19 protein-coding genes and 4 pseudogenes are annotated in these 14,452 nt (G+C 32.7%); 8 read left to right on the forward strand and 15 right to left on the reverse strand.

Features of this window, described 5'->3' with window-relative positions; all coding sequences use genetic code 11:
• Nucleotides 1-114: 114 nt before the first annotated feature.
• Nucleotides 115-1,146: a Delta(5) desaturase DesA gene (desA, locus tag CQ058_RS04015; protein ID WP_002013512.1), complete on the reverse strand. Its 1,032-nt coding sequence runs from the start codon at nucleotides 1,144-1,146 to the stop codon at nucleotides 115-117.
• A gap of 616 nt (nucleotides 1,147-1,762) precedes the next feature.
• Here desA and CQ058_RS04025 point away from each other — a divergent pair.
• Nucleotides 1,763-2,353, forward strand: a pseudogene (locus CQ058_RS04025) (hypothetical protein).
• Nucleotides 2,354-2,809: 456 nt separating this feature from the next.
• Here CQ058_RS04025 and CQ058_RS04030 read toward each other — a convergent pair.
• Nucleotides 2,810-3,340 (reverse strand): annotated as a pseudogene (locus CQ058_RS04030) (ATP-binding cassette domain-containing protein); the annotation flags it as partial.
• A 162-nt stretch (nucleotides 3,341-3,502) separates the two neighbouring features.
• On the opposite strand from CQ058_RS04030, the gene CQ058_RS04035 reads away from it, so the two are divergent.
• A complete protein-coding gene (locus CQ058_RS04035; protein ID WP_002190008.1) occupies nucleotides 3,503-3,985 on the forward strand; it encodes a DUF2975 domain-containing protein in 483 nt (160 codons plus the stop codon).
• 10 nt (nucleotides 3,986-3,995) lie between these two features.
• Entirely contained in the window at nucleotides 3,996-4,211 is a 216-nt protein-coding gene (locus CQ058_RS04040; RefSeq protein WP_000974615.1) for a helix-turn-helix domain-containing protein, read from the forward strand.
• A 42-nt stretch (nucleotides 4,212-4,253) separates the two neighbouring features.
• Here the strand turns inward: CQ058_RS04040 and CQ058_RS04045 are convergent, their stop codons facing one another.
• The 11 genes and pseudogenes from CQ058_RS04045 to CQ058_RS04090 all read right to left on the reverse strand — a co-directional run bounded on the left by CQ058_RS04045 (nucleotide 4,254) and on the right by CQ058_RS04090 (nucleotide 9,162).
• Nucleotides 4,254-4,565 carry a hypothetical protein gene (locus CQ058_RS04045; protein ID WP_002190010.1) on the reverse strand — a complete coding sequence of 104 codons (312 nt, stop codon included), beginning with the start codon at nucleotides 4,563-4,565 and terminating at the stop codon, nucleotides 4,254-4,256.
• A gap of 108 nt (nucleotides 4,566-4,673) precedes the next feature.
• Nucleotides 4,674-4,838 (reverse strand): annotated as a pseudogene (locus CQ058_RS04050) (DUF3887 domain-containing protein); the annotation flags it as partial.
• 198 nt (nucleotides 4,839-5,036) lie between these two features.
• Complete coding sequence (locus tag CQ058_RS04055; protein ID WP_002190011.1) at nucleotides 5,037-5,621, reverse strand: SMI1/KNR4 family protein; 585 nt, start codon at nucleotides 5,619-5,621, stop codon at nucleotides 5,037-5,039.
• 210 nt (nucleotides 5,622-5,831) lie between these two features.
• A complete protein-coding gene (locus tag CQ058_RS04060; protein WP_002190012.1) occupies nucleotides 5,832-6,020 on the reverse strand; it encodes a hypothetical protein in 189 nt (62 codons plus the stop codon).
• A gap of 22 nt (nucleotides 6,021-6,042) precedes the next feature.
• The gene (locus tag CQ058_RS04065; protein WP_002032882.1) at nucleotides 6,043-6,486 is read right to left on the reverse strand and encodes a hypothetical protein; all 444 of its coding nucleotides are present in this window, start codon (nucleotides 6,484-6,486) and stop codon (nucleotides 6,043-6,045) included.
• Nucleotides 6,487-6,509: 23 nt separating this feature from the next.
• Nucleotides 6,510-6,872, reverse strand: coding sequence for a hypothetical protein (locus CQ058_RS04070; protein ID WP_002190013.1), 363 nt, complete (start codon nucleotides 6,870-6,872; stop codon nucleotides 6,510-6,512).
• Nucleotides 6,873-6,914: 42 nt separating this feature from the next.
• Nucleotides 6,915-7,184 carry a hypothetical protein gene (locus CQ058_RS04075; RefSeq protein WP_002192818.1) on the reverse strand — a complete coding sequence of 90 codons (270 nt, stop codon included), beginning with the start codon at nucleotides 7,182-7,184 and terminating at the stop codon, nucleotides 6,915-6,917.
• Nucleotides 7,185-7,545: 361 nt separating this feature from the next.
• A pseudogene (locus tag CQ058_RS33045) lies at nucleotides 7,546-7,647 on the reverse strand (DUF3887 domain-containing protein); the annotation flags it as partial.
• Nucleotides 7,637-8,221 carry a kinase gene (locus CQ058_RS04080; RefSeq protein WP_002190015.1) on the reverse strand — a complete coding sequence of 195 codons (585 nt, stop codon included), beginning with the start codon at nucleotides 8,219-8,221 and terminating at the stop codon, nucleotides 7,637-7,639. The pseudogene CQ058_RS33045 and the gene CQ058_RS04080, both read right to left, overlap by 11 nt.
• A complete protein-coding gene (locus CQ058_RS04085) occupies nucleotides 8,221-8,763 on the reverse strand; it encodes a GNAT family N-acetyltransferase (protein ID WP_002190016.1) in 543 nt (180 codons plus the stop codon). Before CQ058_RS04085 ends, CQ058_RS04080 begins: the two co-directional genes overlap by 1 nt.
• Nucleotides 8,764-8,778: 15 nt before the next feature.
• Nucleotides 8,779-9,162 carry a VOC family protein gene (locus tag CQ058_RS04090; protein WP_002190017.1) on the reverse strand — a complete coding sequence of 128 codons (384 nt, stop codon included), beginning with the start codon at nucleotides 9,160-9,162 and terminating at the stop codon, nucleotides 8,779-8,781.
• A gap of 282 nt (nucleotides 9,163-9,444) precedes the next feature.
• Between CQ058_RS04090 and CQ058_RS04095 the strand changes: the two genes are divergently transcribed.
• Together CQ058_RS04095 and CQ058_RS04100 are read left to right on the forward strand one after the other, a co-directional pair.
• Nucleotides 9,445-9,693 carry a hypothetical protein gene (locus CQ058_RS04095; protein ID WP_002013535.1) on the forward strand — a complete coding sequence of 83 codons (249 nt, stop codon included), beginning with the start codon at nucleotides 9,445-9,447 and terminating at the stop codon, nucleotides 9,691-9,693.
• 123 nt (nucleotides 9,694-9,816) lie between these two features.
• A complete protein-coding gene (locus CQ058_RS04100; RefSeq protein WP_080019321.1) occupies nucleotides 9,817-10,056 on the forward strand; it encodes a hypothetical protein in 240 nt (79 codons plus the stop codon).
• A 119-nt stretch (nucleotides 10,057-10,175) separates the two neighbouring features.
• On the opposite strand, the gene CQ058_RS04105 is transcribed toward CQ058_RS04100, so the two are convergent.
• Both CQ058_RS04105 and CQ058_RS04110 read right to left on the reverse strand, forming a co-directional pair.
• On the reverse strand, nucleotides 10,176-10,712 hold the full coding sequence (locus CQ058_RS04105) for a DUF2812 domain-containing protein (protein ID WP_002032894.1): 537 nt from the start codon (nucleotides 10,710-10,712) through the stop codon (nucleotides 10,176-10,178).
• Between the two features lie 7 nt (nucleotides 10,713-10,719).
• Nucleotides 10,720-11,037 (reverse strand): PadR family transcriptional regulator, encoded by a 318-nt coding sequence (locus tag CQ058_RS04110; protein WP_002190018.1) that lies wholly within the window; start codon nucleotides 11,035-11,037, stop codon nucleotides 10,720-10,722.
• 204 nt (nucleotides 11,038-11,241) lie between these two features.
• Between CQ058_RS04110 and CQ058_RS04115 the strand changes: the two genes are divergently transcribed.
• Genes CQ058_RS04115 through CQ058_RS04125 form a run of 3 tightly spaced genes read left to right on the forward strand, consistent with a single transcriptional unit; the run spans nucleotide 11,242 to nucleotide 14,415 of the window.
• The gene (locus CQ058_RS04115; protein WP_002032896.1) at nucleotides 11,242-12,171 is read left to right on the forward strand and encodes an AAA family ATPase; all 930 of its coding nucleotides are present in this window, start codon (nucleotides 11,242-11,244) and stop codon (nucleotides 12,169-12,171) included.
• A complete protein-coding gene (locus CQ058_RS04120) occupies nucleotides 12,168-13,331 on the forward strand; it encodes a DUF58 domain-containing protein (RefSeq protein WP_105589479.1) in 1,164 nt (387 codons plus the stop codon). The genes CQ058_RS04115 and CQ058_RS04120 overlap by 4 nt, the downstream gene beginning before the upstream one ends.
• Nucleotides 13,306-14,415 carry a DUF4018 domain-containing protein gene (locus CQ058_RS04125; RefSeq protein WP_002190019.1) on the forward strand — a complete coding sequence of 370 codons (1,110 nt, stop codon included), beginning with the start codon at nucleotides 13,306-13,308 and terminating at the stop codon, nucleotides 14,413-14,415. The genes CQ058_RS04120 and CQ058_RS04125 overlap by 26 nt, the downstream gene beginning before the upstream one ends.
• Nucleotides 14,416-14,452: the final 37 nt, after the last annotated feature.

Raw genomic sequence — 14,452 nt, forward strand, 5'->3', positions numbered from 1 at the left:
CCTCCATTACAATTTAAATCATTTAAGTTTTCTCCATATCGTGCATCTACTAGTTAAACAAAAACTCCCCTTAAATCGAAAATGATTAAGGGGAGTCAGTCATATTTGATGAAGTTATAGTTCTGATTTCACTGGAATAGAAACATTATTTTTCACTAAATTTTTAACTTCTTTAAAGCTAACAAAATTGTTGTTTTGCTCATCCCAAAGACGGAAACGGAGTGACCGCAAACTTGTAGCAAGAGTAATCGTTGGTACATTCTTTAAAGGAAGCGTATTATTGTGTGCCTCTTCTAATTTATAATTAGGTACTCTTGGACTTAAATGGTGAACATGATGAAATCCAATATTACCAGTTAAAAATTGCAAGATTTTAGGTAGTTTATAAAAAGAACTTCCTTCCACTGCCGCTTTCACATATTCCCACTCTTTATCTTCTTCAAAATAAGAATCCTCGAATGTGTGCTGTACGTAAAACAGCCAAATACCTATTGAACCTGCTATTAAGAATATGGAACCATGTACTAAAAGAAACGATTGCCATCCGAGTGTCCAGCAAAGTAACCCTACTAAAGCAACGATTAAAACATTCGTCAAATAGGTATTCATGCGTTCCTTCTTTCTAGCACCTTTTCTGTTAAATCTATTTTTAAGTAGGAAAACATAAATCGGACCTAACCCAAACATAACCAATGGATTGCGATATAAACGATATGCTAAACGGAGTCTAAATGGCGCTGCCAAATATTCATTCACTGTAAGTGTCCAAATATCTCCTGTACCTCGCTTATCCAAATTACCACTTGTAGCGTGATGAACGGAATGCTCATGCCCCCATTGATCAAACGGGAATAAAGTTAAAACACCCATACATGTCCCTACTATTCTATTTACACGACGGCTTTTAAAGAAAGAATGATGGGTACAATCATGAAAAATAATGAAAACCCGTGTCATAAATCCCGCGGCTAACACAGCTGGAACTAATGCTAACCAATAAGAAACGGACAAACTTTTATAAGCAAGGTACCATAAGATAATAAATGGCACTACCGTATTGATGATTTGCCAAACACTTTTTTTTGCCGTTGATTTTTCAAAAGGAGCAACTTGTTTTTTTAAATTTTTAGTATTTTGTAAGGTCATTTTTTCTAATTCCTTTCCTTTATGTTGCTAATTTGTATTATAACACATTATTAGTAGTAGGTGTTATACGTAGGTATAATAAATATTTTATACTATGAAAATCTCTTTTTTCTTACTCATTCCTTACAAATTACTTACGTCCAGAATAGCTTCTATTATAGGATAGAAGGAGCATTTGTGCCGGAAATTTCGAAGTTTTTCCCAATAAATATATTAATTAAAAAGAAACACAGAATTTTTCCACTTCTGTACTGCCCCGTTTCCACAATCAGAAGTGAACTGTCCCATAAGTCGGTGTCACCGACTTTGATATGCTCCTCTTAGTTTCGTAATGTTCACTTGTTGCAATTGATTTTACCGGAACTGGATCTATTTCATGAAACTAATCAAATTACATTTCAAATAAAAAACTAGTCTATTTTGAAAACTTCCCTCACTTTTATTCTATATAAAATGTAAAAATTTAATGTCCGTTTATTTAATTTCAAATCTATGATATATTCAAAATATTAATCAAATAAAGTTAATAAAATGAAACTAAGGGAAATTTATGAAAAACACATTTTATATTCATACTAAAATCATATGTTTTTAGTATAGAAAGGAGATTCAAAATTTGAATAAGAATTTAACCAAAATTACATTAATAAGCGGTATCGCTCTTATACTTTATCATTTTTTCAAATGGTATTTAGTTGAATTCCTTACCCCATTTGTTATGCCATTTCTTTCAATAATAGTTCATGGATTGTTTTTTTAAATATTAATTTTTACAATCATACATCTCATTAAATACAAAAATTGGAAACCGTTAATTGTTCAACTAATCATAGTGATTACTTGGATATGTATACCATTTAATGAGATTTATATAAATTTAGATTTTATTATCTATAAAGAAGACCGTGAAAAAGTTATAGCACTTATAGAACATAAAGAGTTAACTCCTAATGTTCATTATGATAGTAGACAAATTCATTTACCTAAACAGTTTGCATCCACTTCCAAAAACGGTGGGGATGTAATTATTCAACAAAATAAAAATGGTATTTCTGTTTTCTTTTTTACTTATCGTGGTATATCAGATAATTTTTCAGGATTTATTTACACACCAAATGATACTAGACCAAACAAATACGACTTTAATAATGAATATAAAGAGATCACAAAAATAGAAAAAAACTGGTATTATGTCACATCATATTAAAGAACACAAAAATCTTCTTTTAATTATATTAAAAACATACCGTATTTATAGAAAGGGAATGCTTGTATACTATATACTGATTTGTACTGCATTCCCTAATTAGGCCCGACACGAATTCTTGTCGTATTAGCTCATTCAAGGCGATACATCTTTTTTATCATATACGTCGCTTTAACACCACTCAATATAGAGGTTGCTGTTTCAAATGACTCGAACCTTAACATAGGAGTAGCATCATACATACATCAACTTAAGAATTTTCTCGTTTTGGATTATTTGTTTTTCTCAGCTTGATTGTGACAGGGCACTGCCAACAAAAAGCGATTTTCGTACGCTAAGCGATCTTTTATATAAAAAAGTCGATTTCCTGTAATCTAAAGGATAATCGGCTTTTTACTATTCATTTATTTGTAGTAGTTGAAGACATTCTAAGGGTATAATCATATTAATTATTATCTATAAAATAATTCGCTTCTCAGTTTTAGAGTCGAAACAATGAACTTTATCCATATTCAAAACTAAATCTATATTAGATTGACTTTGCACATCTAAAGATGTGTCCACACGTGCAACAAAAGATTGACCATTAATGTTAGAATATAAATATGTTTCTGTCCCCCATTAATTCTGCTACATCAATCGGTACTGTTACTTTTGCGTTATATGGTAAGGCCTCGATTGCTTTTCCATAATAAAAGTCTTCCGGACGTATCCCTATTATGATTTCTTTATTCGTATATCCATTGTTTCGCAAGCTCTTCATCTTCTCTTCTGGCACTTCAATTTTCCACTTATCAATAATTACTGCATTATCTGTTAATACTCCTTTGAAAAAATTCATTCCAGGAGAGCCAATGAATCCTCCGACAAATACATTCTCTGGATTATCATACACTTCTTTCGGTGTACCGACTTGTTGTACAATCCCGTCTTTTAGCACAACAAGGCGAGTGCCATCGTCATAGCTTCTATTTGATCGTGAGTAACTTTGTTCGGTGCCTTTTTTCATAAAGAGCAGTACTTTTTATTTTCATCTAAAATTTAAATTTACTTAACAATAAAAACAAGATTAAAATAAATAAAAGCTTATTGTTAAACGATAAATTTCATGTTAGATTAAATAGATAATATTTAAATGAGGTGCTTTATATGAAACAAGGATCAACACTCTTTTTAAAGACAGCTATTATTCTGATTGGAATCCCTGTTCTTGCTTTATGTATATTTTTAGTTCCTAACATAGGGAAATATGCAGCGGAATTGTTCCCGGATATTGCATTTATAAAATATCTTGTTTTAATCAATCTATATGCAACCGTGATACCTTTTTATTTTGCTCTATATCAAGCCTTTAAACTTGTAAGCTTCATTGACAAGGGTAACGCTTTCTCGAAATTATCTGTTAGTGCTTTAAAAAAGATAAAAAACTGCGCAGTAACAATCAGTATTTTATATGTGGTAGGTATGCCACTCTTCTATCTTGTAGCAGAGAGAGATGACGCACCAGGTATTATTATACTTGGCATGCTCCTAATCTTTGCTTCAATGGTTATCGCAGTCTTTGCTGCCGTTCTCCAAAGACTTTTAAAAGATGCGATAGATATAAAATCAGAAAATGATTTAACGGTCTGAGGTGAATAACATGGCAATAATAATTAATATTGATGTAATGTTAGCTAAAAGAAAAATGAGTGTAACAGAGCTTTCGGAGAAGGTTGGAATTACAATGGCTAACCTTTCTATATTAAAAAATGGAAAAGCAAAAGCAATTAGAATTACAACTTTAGATGCTATTTGTAAAGCATTAGAATGCCAACCTGGGGATATTTTAGAATATCAACCTGAAGATACCGAATAAAAAAGAGTCCTTCTATTAATGAAGGACTCTTTTTATTGCTCATTACGGCGCGAAGCTAACTTGACCCGTCAAAACTAAAATAATTGCGATGATCCAAAATATAAAAAATGATGAGGACAGTACTAATGAAATAATAGCTATCCCCTTTTTCTCTGTTTTTTTCGTCATTGTGATTATTGAAAGTATAATACCTACACCTGTAAGAGCAATCGTTACATAATCTCCAACTATATTTCCCGCATTCGCTATTCTCGTCGGAGTTATAAAAACGAATAAAAAACACATAATTCCGATGAGTAAAGATATATAGCTTATTATACTGTACTTCTTTTTGGGAACTATTTCGGTTTTCATAATACCCACCCCTTTTATATAGCTATGTGTTCATATTAGCGTGAATAACCATAATTTGGTTAAAATATAAAAAACAGATACAGTGGAAACTTCCACTGTATCTGTTTTTTATTTAATATATAAACCTGCTATTTCCTCTTTATCATTATAAGTTATGATAAAGGTACGTTGTTCTTTACTATATTTTGCTACAAGAACAACAGTATATAAACCATCTTTTTCTTCAATCGACTTTTTTTCAATCTTTTCGAATATACCAGCTTTTTCAATTACATGTAAAGTGATAATAATGTTATTTAATTCTGATTTAATAATATAAGAGCCTCGCTACAAATCATATTGTAGTAAGGCTCTTTAAAGTTGTTTAATTTCTAACCTTTTAAATGAGTTTTTAGACAAATATAAATAATAAATTTGTTTAAATCTTGTTCAACTAAAGCTCCCATTAGTTGAAGTGTAATTCTTCACAAATTATTGAGATTCTTCTTCTAAAAAATTAAAATCACCATCAATAAGATCCTGTAAATACTCATCAAAGCTGTTTGCAATCACTTCATATTCATCAGGGTCGTGCAAAAAACGAATTATTTGACCACATACACCTTCATCAGAAGGGTTAAAATCAATATAGAGTCTTGATGTTCCACCATTGTTCATACAGTCTGAAAAATGAATATAAGTGCCAGGGAGAAGTCCTTTTGGATTTATCTTAGAATCAACAGTATCCTCGTCATCTTGGTATTCTAAAAGATAGGAGACGTCTTCTTCTTCTTTTGAACTTTCGAGCATCTGCTGTGTAGAAAGCAAATAATATGGATACTCTTCAACATCTGAGCCTAAAATACATACCGCAACTTTGTTTGCTCCATATTTCCGCCAATATGTACCATCAATATTTTCAATTAAAGAGATTAGTGATTCTGGACAATTTGGATATTCTGACCTTAATGTATCAATATCATCTTTTGTAGCACCGTACGCTTTATTTAGTGCCTCGAGGTCATCTGTTGATAATGCTGCTCTCAAGCCGTTTAAAAATTTGTTTACCAAATCCATTATTTCGTCCTCCCAATAATAAAATATAAAAATTTTTTATTAGTCTATATACCTAACATAAATAAGATTATTCACTTTTATCGAAAGCCTTATTTCATCTTTTTGTTCAAGCAAATGTAAGCAGATAATCCCATTGTAATTATTGATAGGATGAGTTGAGCATATTTTCCCACTTGAAATATGTCCGTAAATATCAAAATTAGGTCATTTTCACTCTACTATGATAAAACCTTCTAACTCGAATGCCATTGATGGTTCACTATTTACTTGTGTATGTAAGTTACCTTCTTCGTCTATTACTACAACTGTGTCTATTAACCTATCTGCACTTAATATATCACCTAATTTTAAGTCTTGACCCTTTACCGTTTTGATACCTAGTTCTATATTTTGAATCATGTTCCTACCCTCCTATTAGAAATTAGAAATTATAATTTAAAAATGGTAACTTTACACTAGTGTCTACTTCTCCTGTATACAACTCTACAAATACATTTGAAGTTTCATGCGGTATATAGATTGTTGTGACTTTCTCGTCAATATGTACGTAAGCAATTACTTCCATGTATTCATCACAGTCTTTCATAGGTACAAAGGTTAGACAAGGAGATACCCCTAAAGGTACTTCTTTCTTATCTATAAATTCCTTACACATGACAGTCTTCTCTACTTGATATGTAGTTATATGTACATTGTCTACTTCTGTTATTTTTACATTAGTCGGTATCTCTATCCCTAATAGATTACACCAACTGTTTAAGATGGACCTTTTCTCTGTACTTAATATAATGTCACCTTCACCATTTAAAACAAAAAGAGACTCCTTTTGGTCTCTCCCTACTTTTACCTGTTTCATCTCAATCATATTGCATACCCCTTTGTGAGATATTAGTTGAAGTATTGTTTCAGTAACTCACTACCTGTTTTAAGTCTTGTATAATATTGCCCATCTTTCTTCTCGAATTCACCGTTGTTAGCAAATTCTTTCTTTACACTTTCTAAGTTCGATGAATCAATAATACCAAACACATCGCCTATTTCAAAGTTACCTTCTTCATTTATACACTCTTCTAATAAGTAGTATTTGTCTTCTTCTAAAGGAACTATCTTACCTTTTGTAATCGAATACAGATGTTTTGTTTCCTCTACCTGTACCGTAATAAAAATCCAACCAACTTTTACAATGGTACATGGCGTTAACCCCTCAAATGTAAGTGCAACTACTTTTTGGTCTTTCTTGAATTTCCCCATCCTTGATACCCCTTTAAATAGATTTATTTCTCCTAAAGTCTACTATTTTATAGCGTAACCATAGTCTCTCAAACATCTATCTGCCCTAAGTAATACATCTCTAAGAGTTTCCTTTTCTGTATATCCTAGTTCACTAATCTTTTTTTTTGCATATTCTAGTTCACTATCAATCGTATTCCAGTATACTTTACCGTATTTCGTTACAGTTTCTACATGAATATCCTCAACATAAGCTTCGTGTCGTTCCATTACATCTTTACCGTTTTCTCTATATCCTAAATACTTATAGAATTCACCTACCCCTAGTACCACTTACCTTAGTAAAACCTGCTCTTGCACTACCTATATGGAATGGCATGTTCTACCCCTCTTTTATTTTAATATGCTATTATAGCGTTCTCTTTGTTGTGAACTCATAAACTGCCCTACAAATTGTAGTTCATGCCATTTAAACTCTTTCATGGCAACATAGATGACAGTTAACTTATTGTCTACCATTCCATAATATACCCATTCTTGCTTTGCCTTTGAAAAATTATGCTTTTCTACACTTTGTAATAAATTGAATTTTTTTTATAGAGCTAACCTGCATGGTTAGTTCTATAAGAATTAAAGAACTTTATTATTTTTTAAAGGATTTTATTATTTTTTAAACAACTTTATTATCGCTTAACATTACAGGCGTAAGATCTTTCATTTTCCCCTCTGATAATGCGGTTTTCATCTTGCTATCAAATTTTTCATGCATTTCTTGATACTTAGCTTCATTTTGTAATTACTAAATCCGCTCTCTCCCTCGGCAATTCCACTTCCAAATAATACTCCTCAGCCTTCCAATACCTACTTTGAAACTTTGGAAGGTTCTTCTGCGTTTCCGGACTTTCACGTAGAAACCTTGTCTCTCTTGAACAATCCAAATACACCATATAATGAAAGAAATCTCTCCATTCTTTTCGTTGAAGAAAAACTCCTTCTACAATTATTACACCTACTAAAGGAAGCTGTATTTCTTTCATTTCACATGAGTCTGTTTCATCATGATAGTATGGCAACTCTAATTGCATGTCACTTTGTAACTTTTGAAATAAGTTTTGCTGCAAGCAATCGATATCCCATTGAAGGTTATAGTACTCATACCATTCTGCAAATCCAGTATTATATCGCTTGTTACGCTCGGTTATGTGATCATCAATATGAAAAATATGAAACGGGATTCCATTTCGTTTCATATTTTCTTCTAATTTTTTAACCAACTTTGTTTTACCCGAACGACTTAGTCCGTCTATACCTAATATAAATCGCTCATCTTTATGGTCCTTAATAACCTTCATTATCTCATTTGTGCTCATTACTTTTGCCAATCTTCTTTTAATAATGAATAAACGACCGTGTCATGAGAAACATCATTTTGAATCATATATTTTCGAAGTAATCCTTCTTCTTGAAATCCGGATTTTTTTAATAAATTACGGGAAGCTTCATTTTCTATATATACGACAGCTGCAATTCTTATAAAATGCAACGTTTCAAATCCGTAAGCTAGCATTGCTTGCAGTGCTTCGGTTGCGTATCCTTGTCCCCAATATGTATCATCTAGCTCATAACCAATTTCAGCTCGTTTATGATGCTTGTTAATTAAATGAAACCCACACGTACCAATTAATTGATCCGTGCCTTTCTTCTCTATTCCCCAGCGAAATACGCTTCCCTCTTCATTACGCTTTCTAAACGTTTGAATAGTCGTTTTCGCTTGCTCAATATTTTCGAAAGAGTCCATTCCGAAATAACGAATAACGGATTCTTTTGAAAAATAATGGAACATCGCTTCTGCATCTAATAGTGTAAGTTCTCTTAATAGTAAACGTTCTGTTTCTAATTTTGGAAACCCCATCCTCTTTTTCTCCTTCTATTCTAATGAACTACAAATTTCAATATAATTACCGTCTGGATCGGCAATGTACGCAATTGTTTGTCCCCACGGTTTTATGATTGGCTCAACTAGAACTTTAACCCCTTGTTCTTTTAATTTCTCAATCGTTTCCTTAACATCATCTACAACAAACCCTAACTCAAAATGAGAAGATTGTAGTACACCTTCTGTAAGAGGTAGTCCCGTTAACTCCTTAACATCCTCTCGTGTATTCATCGCTAAAATTGTTGCTCCTGTTTCAAATTCAATATATGTACCGTGCTCTGCTCTTATTGGCAATCTTAAAATTTCTTTATAAAACTGAAGACATTGCTCAAACTTTTCTACATATAAAATAATGTATTTCATTTTTAAGTTCATAATTATTCCCCCTTAACCTTCACCTCTAAAAATTCGACAAATGTTTTTAAAAACCTTGTAACTTATTGAGATGAGCACAAAAAAATGAGGCCGATTTCTCGGCCCCCCAGCTTATTGGCATAAAACAGGAGATTTGGTTTGGACATAACCAGTTCTTACATTTATTATATTTTATTTTTTCTGAATTTTAAATATAATAAACACCTATTTATATTGAGAAAGTTTTTTTACTTGCATAAAATCATACCGCTTAAGAAATGCTACAAATGGAGGTGTATACATATGGAACCAATGCTTTGTCCAAGTTGTAAAACGAACCGAACTCGCTTTAATATTCTCGAGCAACAAGTAAAACCAGTAAAATTAAATCCACAAACTGGTCATGTAGAAGAAGAATACACGAATGAAACGATGAACGCTTTTCATATGGCTTATCAAGGACCTACTTACCGCGTCCAATGTGCTGTATGCGGGCTTGTTGAAAACCCAGAGCAATTTATAAAACCTGCGCAAAATCAGTCTTTCTCATAAAATCATTACTATCCCTTATAGAAATAGATTTTTCTTTAAGGGATTTTTCCTTTTAATGAGGTAGTACAAAACGTATTCTCCATACTCTTCTGGTAATATTTACATAAGAGATTAGTTTGCCACATGATCATACTCTACTTTTGGATTTTCGATTGGAAGAAGATAACAACTCCTTACGGTCTAGCTATTTGGATTGTTTCTACTGTTTGCGGCTTTTTACTTTATTACCACTTTAAACATCAAAACTCTAATAAAATAGTATTAATCAGTAGTTCATTATTATTAATCGTTTCTTCATCATTTATGACTTTTTTAGGTATTATTACTAGTATTATCTTTGTAACCGTTAGTTCTATGCCTTAAATATACAGTCTTTTATTATGTAAAAAAGAGTGAACAAAATAAAATTACATAGAAATGAAAGAAGATGATTCCCGTATATAATATCTACGAAATCATCTTCTTTTAAAATCCAATCTTTATTATAATATTTCGCTTTTCAATTTCTTAATTTTCCAAGAGAGCCTTATAAAGAGATACATCCACATACAACTAACAACCCCCACCATAACTTTCGCCCAAATAGGCACTCTTGATTCTATCGGACTTAAAAATACGTTATACATTGATGGTAATATAGTTGCTAACATAATAACAAAGAATAGTGATAACTCCTTTAGTTTTTGTATCCTCGTCTCCTTTTCTGAATATATATCCGGCAACTCATTTTCCTCTTCTACTTCCTTACAAAAATAATTCCATTTTGTAAAACTCGTTACATGTTTCCAGCCACACATTTCATATAGTTCAATATATTCTTTTTGTTTTTCTTTTGAATCTTTATAATCCAATCTAAAATCCGCTTTATATATTACATCTTTCGGCTCCGTTTTCTTAAACGTATACATCACATTGTATTTTTGTAGTGCCCAGCCTTGTTGATGCATTTTTCTTAAAAAAGCTTCCTCTTTCTCTAAACTCCATGCCGCGAAAAATTTGAGTACCTTCTTTGTCTCCATCTTCCATTCACTCCCCTAATATACTGCTTCCATTTCTTACAGATCTCTGCAGTCTGTTATACTCTAGCTCTAACACTTCTCTCCCAAACGGTGTTAACTCATAGCACTTCTTTCTGTCTGTAGAGGCAACTTCAACAATCAATTTCTCTTTTAATAACTTCGTAGTATTCCCATATAAAGTACCAGGACCGAGCTTTACTTCCCCATTTGTCATCTCTTCTACCATTTGCATAATTCCATAACCATGCATTGGCTTTACAAGTGACAACAATATGTAATATGTCGCCTCAGTTAATGGAATGTATTTTTGCGTTTTCCCATTCATTATAACTACCTCCGATACATCGCTTCGTGATATATCGACTAGCGATACATCGTATAACGATATTGTATAATCATATTCCAAAATATGCAAGTGTAATATTAAAATTAAATATCCATTTCTTTGAATTAAAAAATCATATCAATTTTCTGAATAATTTGTTAAAATATAGAAATATCCGCTTTTATTTTGAAAGGAATGATACATATGATAACTAAATTGAAAGAAAACATAGGATCTGTTTTTGTCGGTAAGGAAAATGTAATTGATTTACTCCTCGTTTCACTGCTTGCTGATGGACATGTACTGCTTGAAGACGTACCTGGTACTGGAAAAACATTACTAGCAAAAACAATTTCTAAAAGCATTGGTGGTAATTTTTCTCGCGTTCAATTTACCCCTGATGTACTTCCGAGTGATGTAACAGGTATTGAATATTTCAATCCAAAAACTAGTGAATTCGAGTTAAGACTTGGACCAGTCGTGACAAACATATTACTTGCGGATGAAATTAACCGTGCGATGCCGAGAACACAATCTAGTTTGTTAGAAGCGATGGAAGAACGACAAGTAACGCTTGAAAAGCAGTCTACTCCTCTTCCGAAACCGTTCTTTGTTATTGCGACGCAAAACCCGATTGAATCACAAGGAACTTTCCCTCTTCCAGATGCACAACTTGATCGCTTTTTAATGACGATTTCAATTGGTTATCCGTCTCCTGAAGATGAATTAAAAATGATGCGCCGTTTTCGTAACAATGCACCGTTAGAAAGCGTCACATCTGTCATTTCTTTAGAAGACATTTTAGAAGCACAGAAACAAGTGAAAGAAATTTTCGTATCAGAACCATTAGAACATTACATTATTAAGCTTGCTCACGCTACAAGAAATCATGATTACATTGCTAACGGTGTAAGCCCGCGTGCTACATTAGCTTTAGTACGTGCCGTTCAAGCATTAGCCTTTTTACGCGGGAGAGAATATTGCACGCCTGAAGATATACAATTTTTAGTTCCTTCTGTTTGGAATCACCGTATCGTCTTGTCAATGGAAGGAGCTTTACGTACGACAAAAAATGAATTAATGCAAAGGATTTTAAAAGAAGTAGACGTACCTGTGGAGATTGAACAAGCATGAATGGACAGCGCGTTGTAACTGTACCTTTATTTTTTCAGCTCCATATTATTCAATTAACTGTGCCAGGCGCTATACTATTTACGTTTTTTCTGCCGCAACGAATTATTATGTTTCTCTTTTTCTTCTACTATTTATTTGCGATTTTTATTTATAAATATGTCGCTTACATAGAGAAAAAGGTTCAAGTAATAAACGAGAAACAAACAACTCGGCTTTTCCCTGATGAATCTGGACAGTTTTTTATTCATTTAAAAAATGGGGCAAATATACCACTCGTTAATGGTGTTTGTTATTTTCATTTAGATTCTTCCCTTATACCGCATAAAGATCAAGGGATTGAACAAATATCAAAAACGTTATTTTCTTTCCCATTTTCACAACCTGCTCATTCGGCACAAAAATGGGATTTAACATTAACCGCAACGAAGCGTGGTGTCTTTCAAATTGAACAATTTGAATGTGTTTTAAAAGATCCTTTTCATCTTTTGACTGTACATTTACCTGTTTTCGATAAGTTAAAGACTGAAATTATTGTGTACCCTTCTCCTAAAGAGATAGCCGGTTTACAAGAACTTCAGCAACTATTAACAGGTTCGTATCGAACGAATTTCTCTTTTTACAATGATGAAACATCCATTATCGGTGTTAAACGATATGAACGTGAATCTTTCCGCTCTATTCATTGGAAAGCATCTGCTAAAATGCAGGCGTTACAAGCGAAGCAATATGAACCTGTAAAAAATTATAGTTGGACAATTTGTCTTTCTTTAGCTGCTGATCGTGGGTTTGGTTGGAAAGAAAATGTAGAAGACCTTATTTCTTTTACAACATACATTTGCCAATACGCAACGCAGCATCAAATTCCGTTTGAGTTATTTATTAGTGTTTTAGCAGAAACTGGTGCATTACATTTACCATTAAACGAAGGACAAACACATTACGGGAAGGCTTTAGAGGAATTAGCGCGTATTTCAGATGATAGTACGTTACTTCCGAAACAAGGATTTCTTCATTATGTAACGAGAAAAAGGGAACGCTCATCTACAATGATATACATTGGTTTGCAGAAAAAGGAGCTCCCTCTTCTATCTCAGCCTACGTTCCTCATTAATAATGAAGGGATGGTGGAAAAGCTTGAAAACTTGGCTCTATCACGTTAATGACTTTATTCTGCTCCTCCTTCTTTCATTATTAACGGAAAGAGATGAACTCATTGGTATTGCTATATTTTTAGTGACCGGTTATGTAGGAGTATTTCTTATTCATAAATTTATGAAGAAAAAAACAACAGGTTTTGTACTACTGTTAGTTATTCAAATAATCGGTTGTTCTTTATTTCTACCTTTCTCTATTTTAGGCACAATATTATTACCACTGTTTTTCTTTATCGTACACTCTGTTGGACCGGGATATCCAGTACAAAAATCGTTAGGCGGTATTGTATGGTTTGTCGTTTCAGCTATATTTTATGCCCCCTTTCCACCATTGTGGAAATTGTTACTATTAACTTTACACATTATGATTACATTTTGGTTAACAGGTTCCAATCGTAATCAACAGCTATTGCGTTTCACTTCTATTATTACGATTGGAATAATTAGCGCTTTACTTATTCCGATATTTCCTTATATTCGGCTTCTTTTTTCTTATATCATACAAGTAGTTGCCTTAGGATTTGGTTATGCTTTAAATCCATTGTTCTCGGCAGCTGCATTAAAAGATACAGACGACTTTTGGTCGAATAAAGGAAATTTAAAAGATCCTCAAATTAAAGAGGAATTGGGGCAGCGTCCTTTTGATCCAACTCTCATAAATAGCATTACAATAATAGCCTGTACAGCCATCGCTATTTACGTCGTTTGGAAAATAGTAAAAAAACGAAAACATTTAAGTTTACCAAATATGCCTGTCTTTGAATCTACAATCATTACTGATAAAGAAGGCATTAACCAAAAACGCTTCAAACGAAATAAACCACCACATAACGAAATTCGAAAAGAAATTTTCAAACTCGAGAGTAAGCTATCTCCTCCTTTAAACCGAGAACGAGGAGAAACTGTTGAAGCTTGGCTAGAGAGAATTAATGATGAAGAAGAGGTAAATATTCAGAGTCATATTATTATAGACGCGTATAATGCAGTGCGTTATTCAAATGGTGAAAACACTGTACTTCTGCATGAATTTAAGGAAGAGGTTCATAAGCTTTATGCGTATCAGAAGAGTTTGAAGAAGAAGAGAAAATGATGTATACAAAAAGACTCCTATTAAACTAGGAGTCTTT

It is taken from the genome of Bacillus sp. MYb56, from assembly GCF_002976445.1.
Classification (GTDB): Bacteria; Bacillota; Bacilli; order Bacillales; family Bacillaceae_G; genus Bacillus_A; species Bacillus_A mycoides.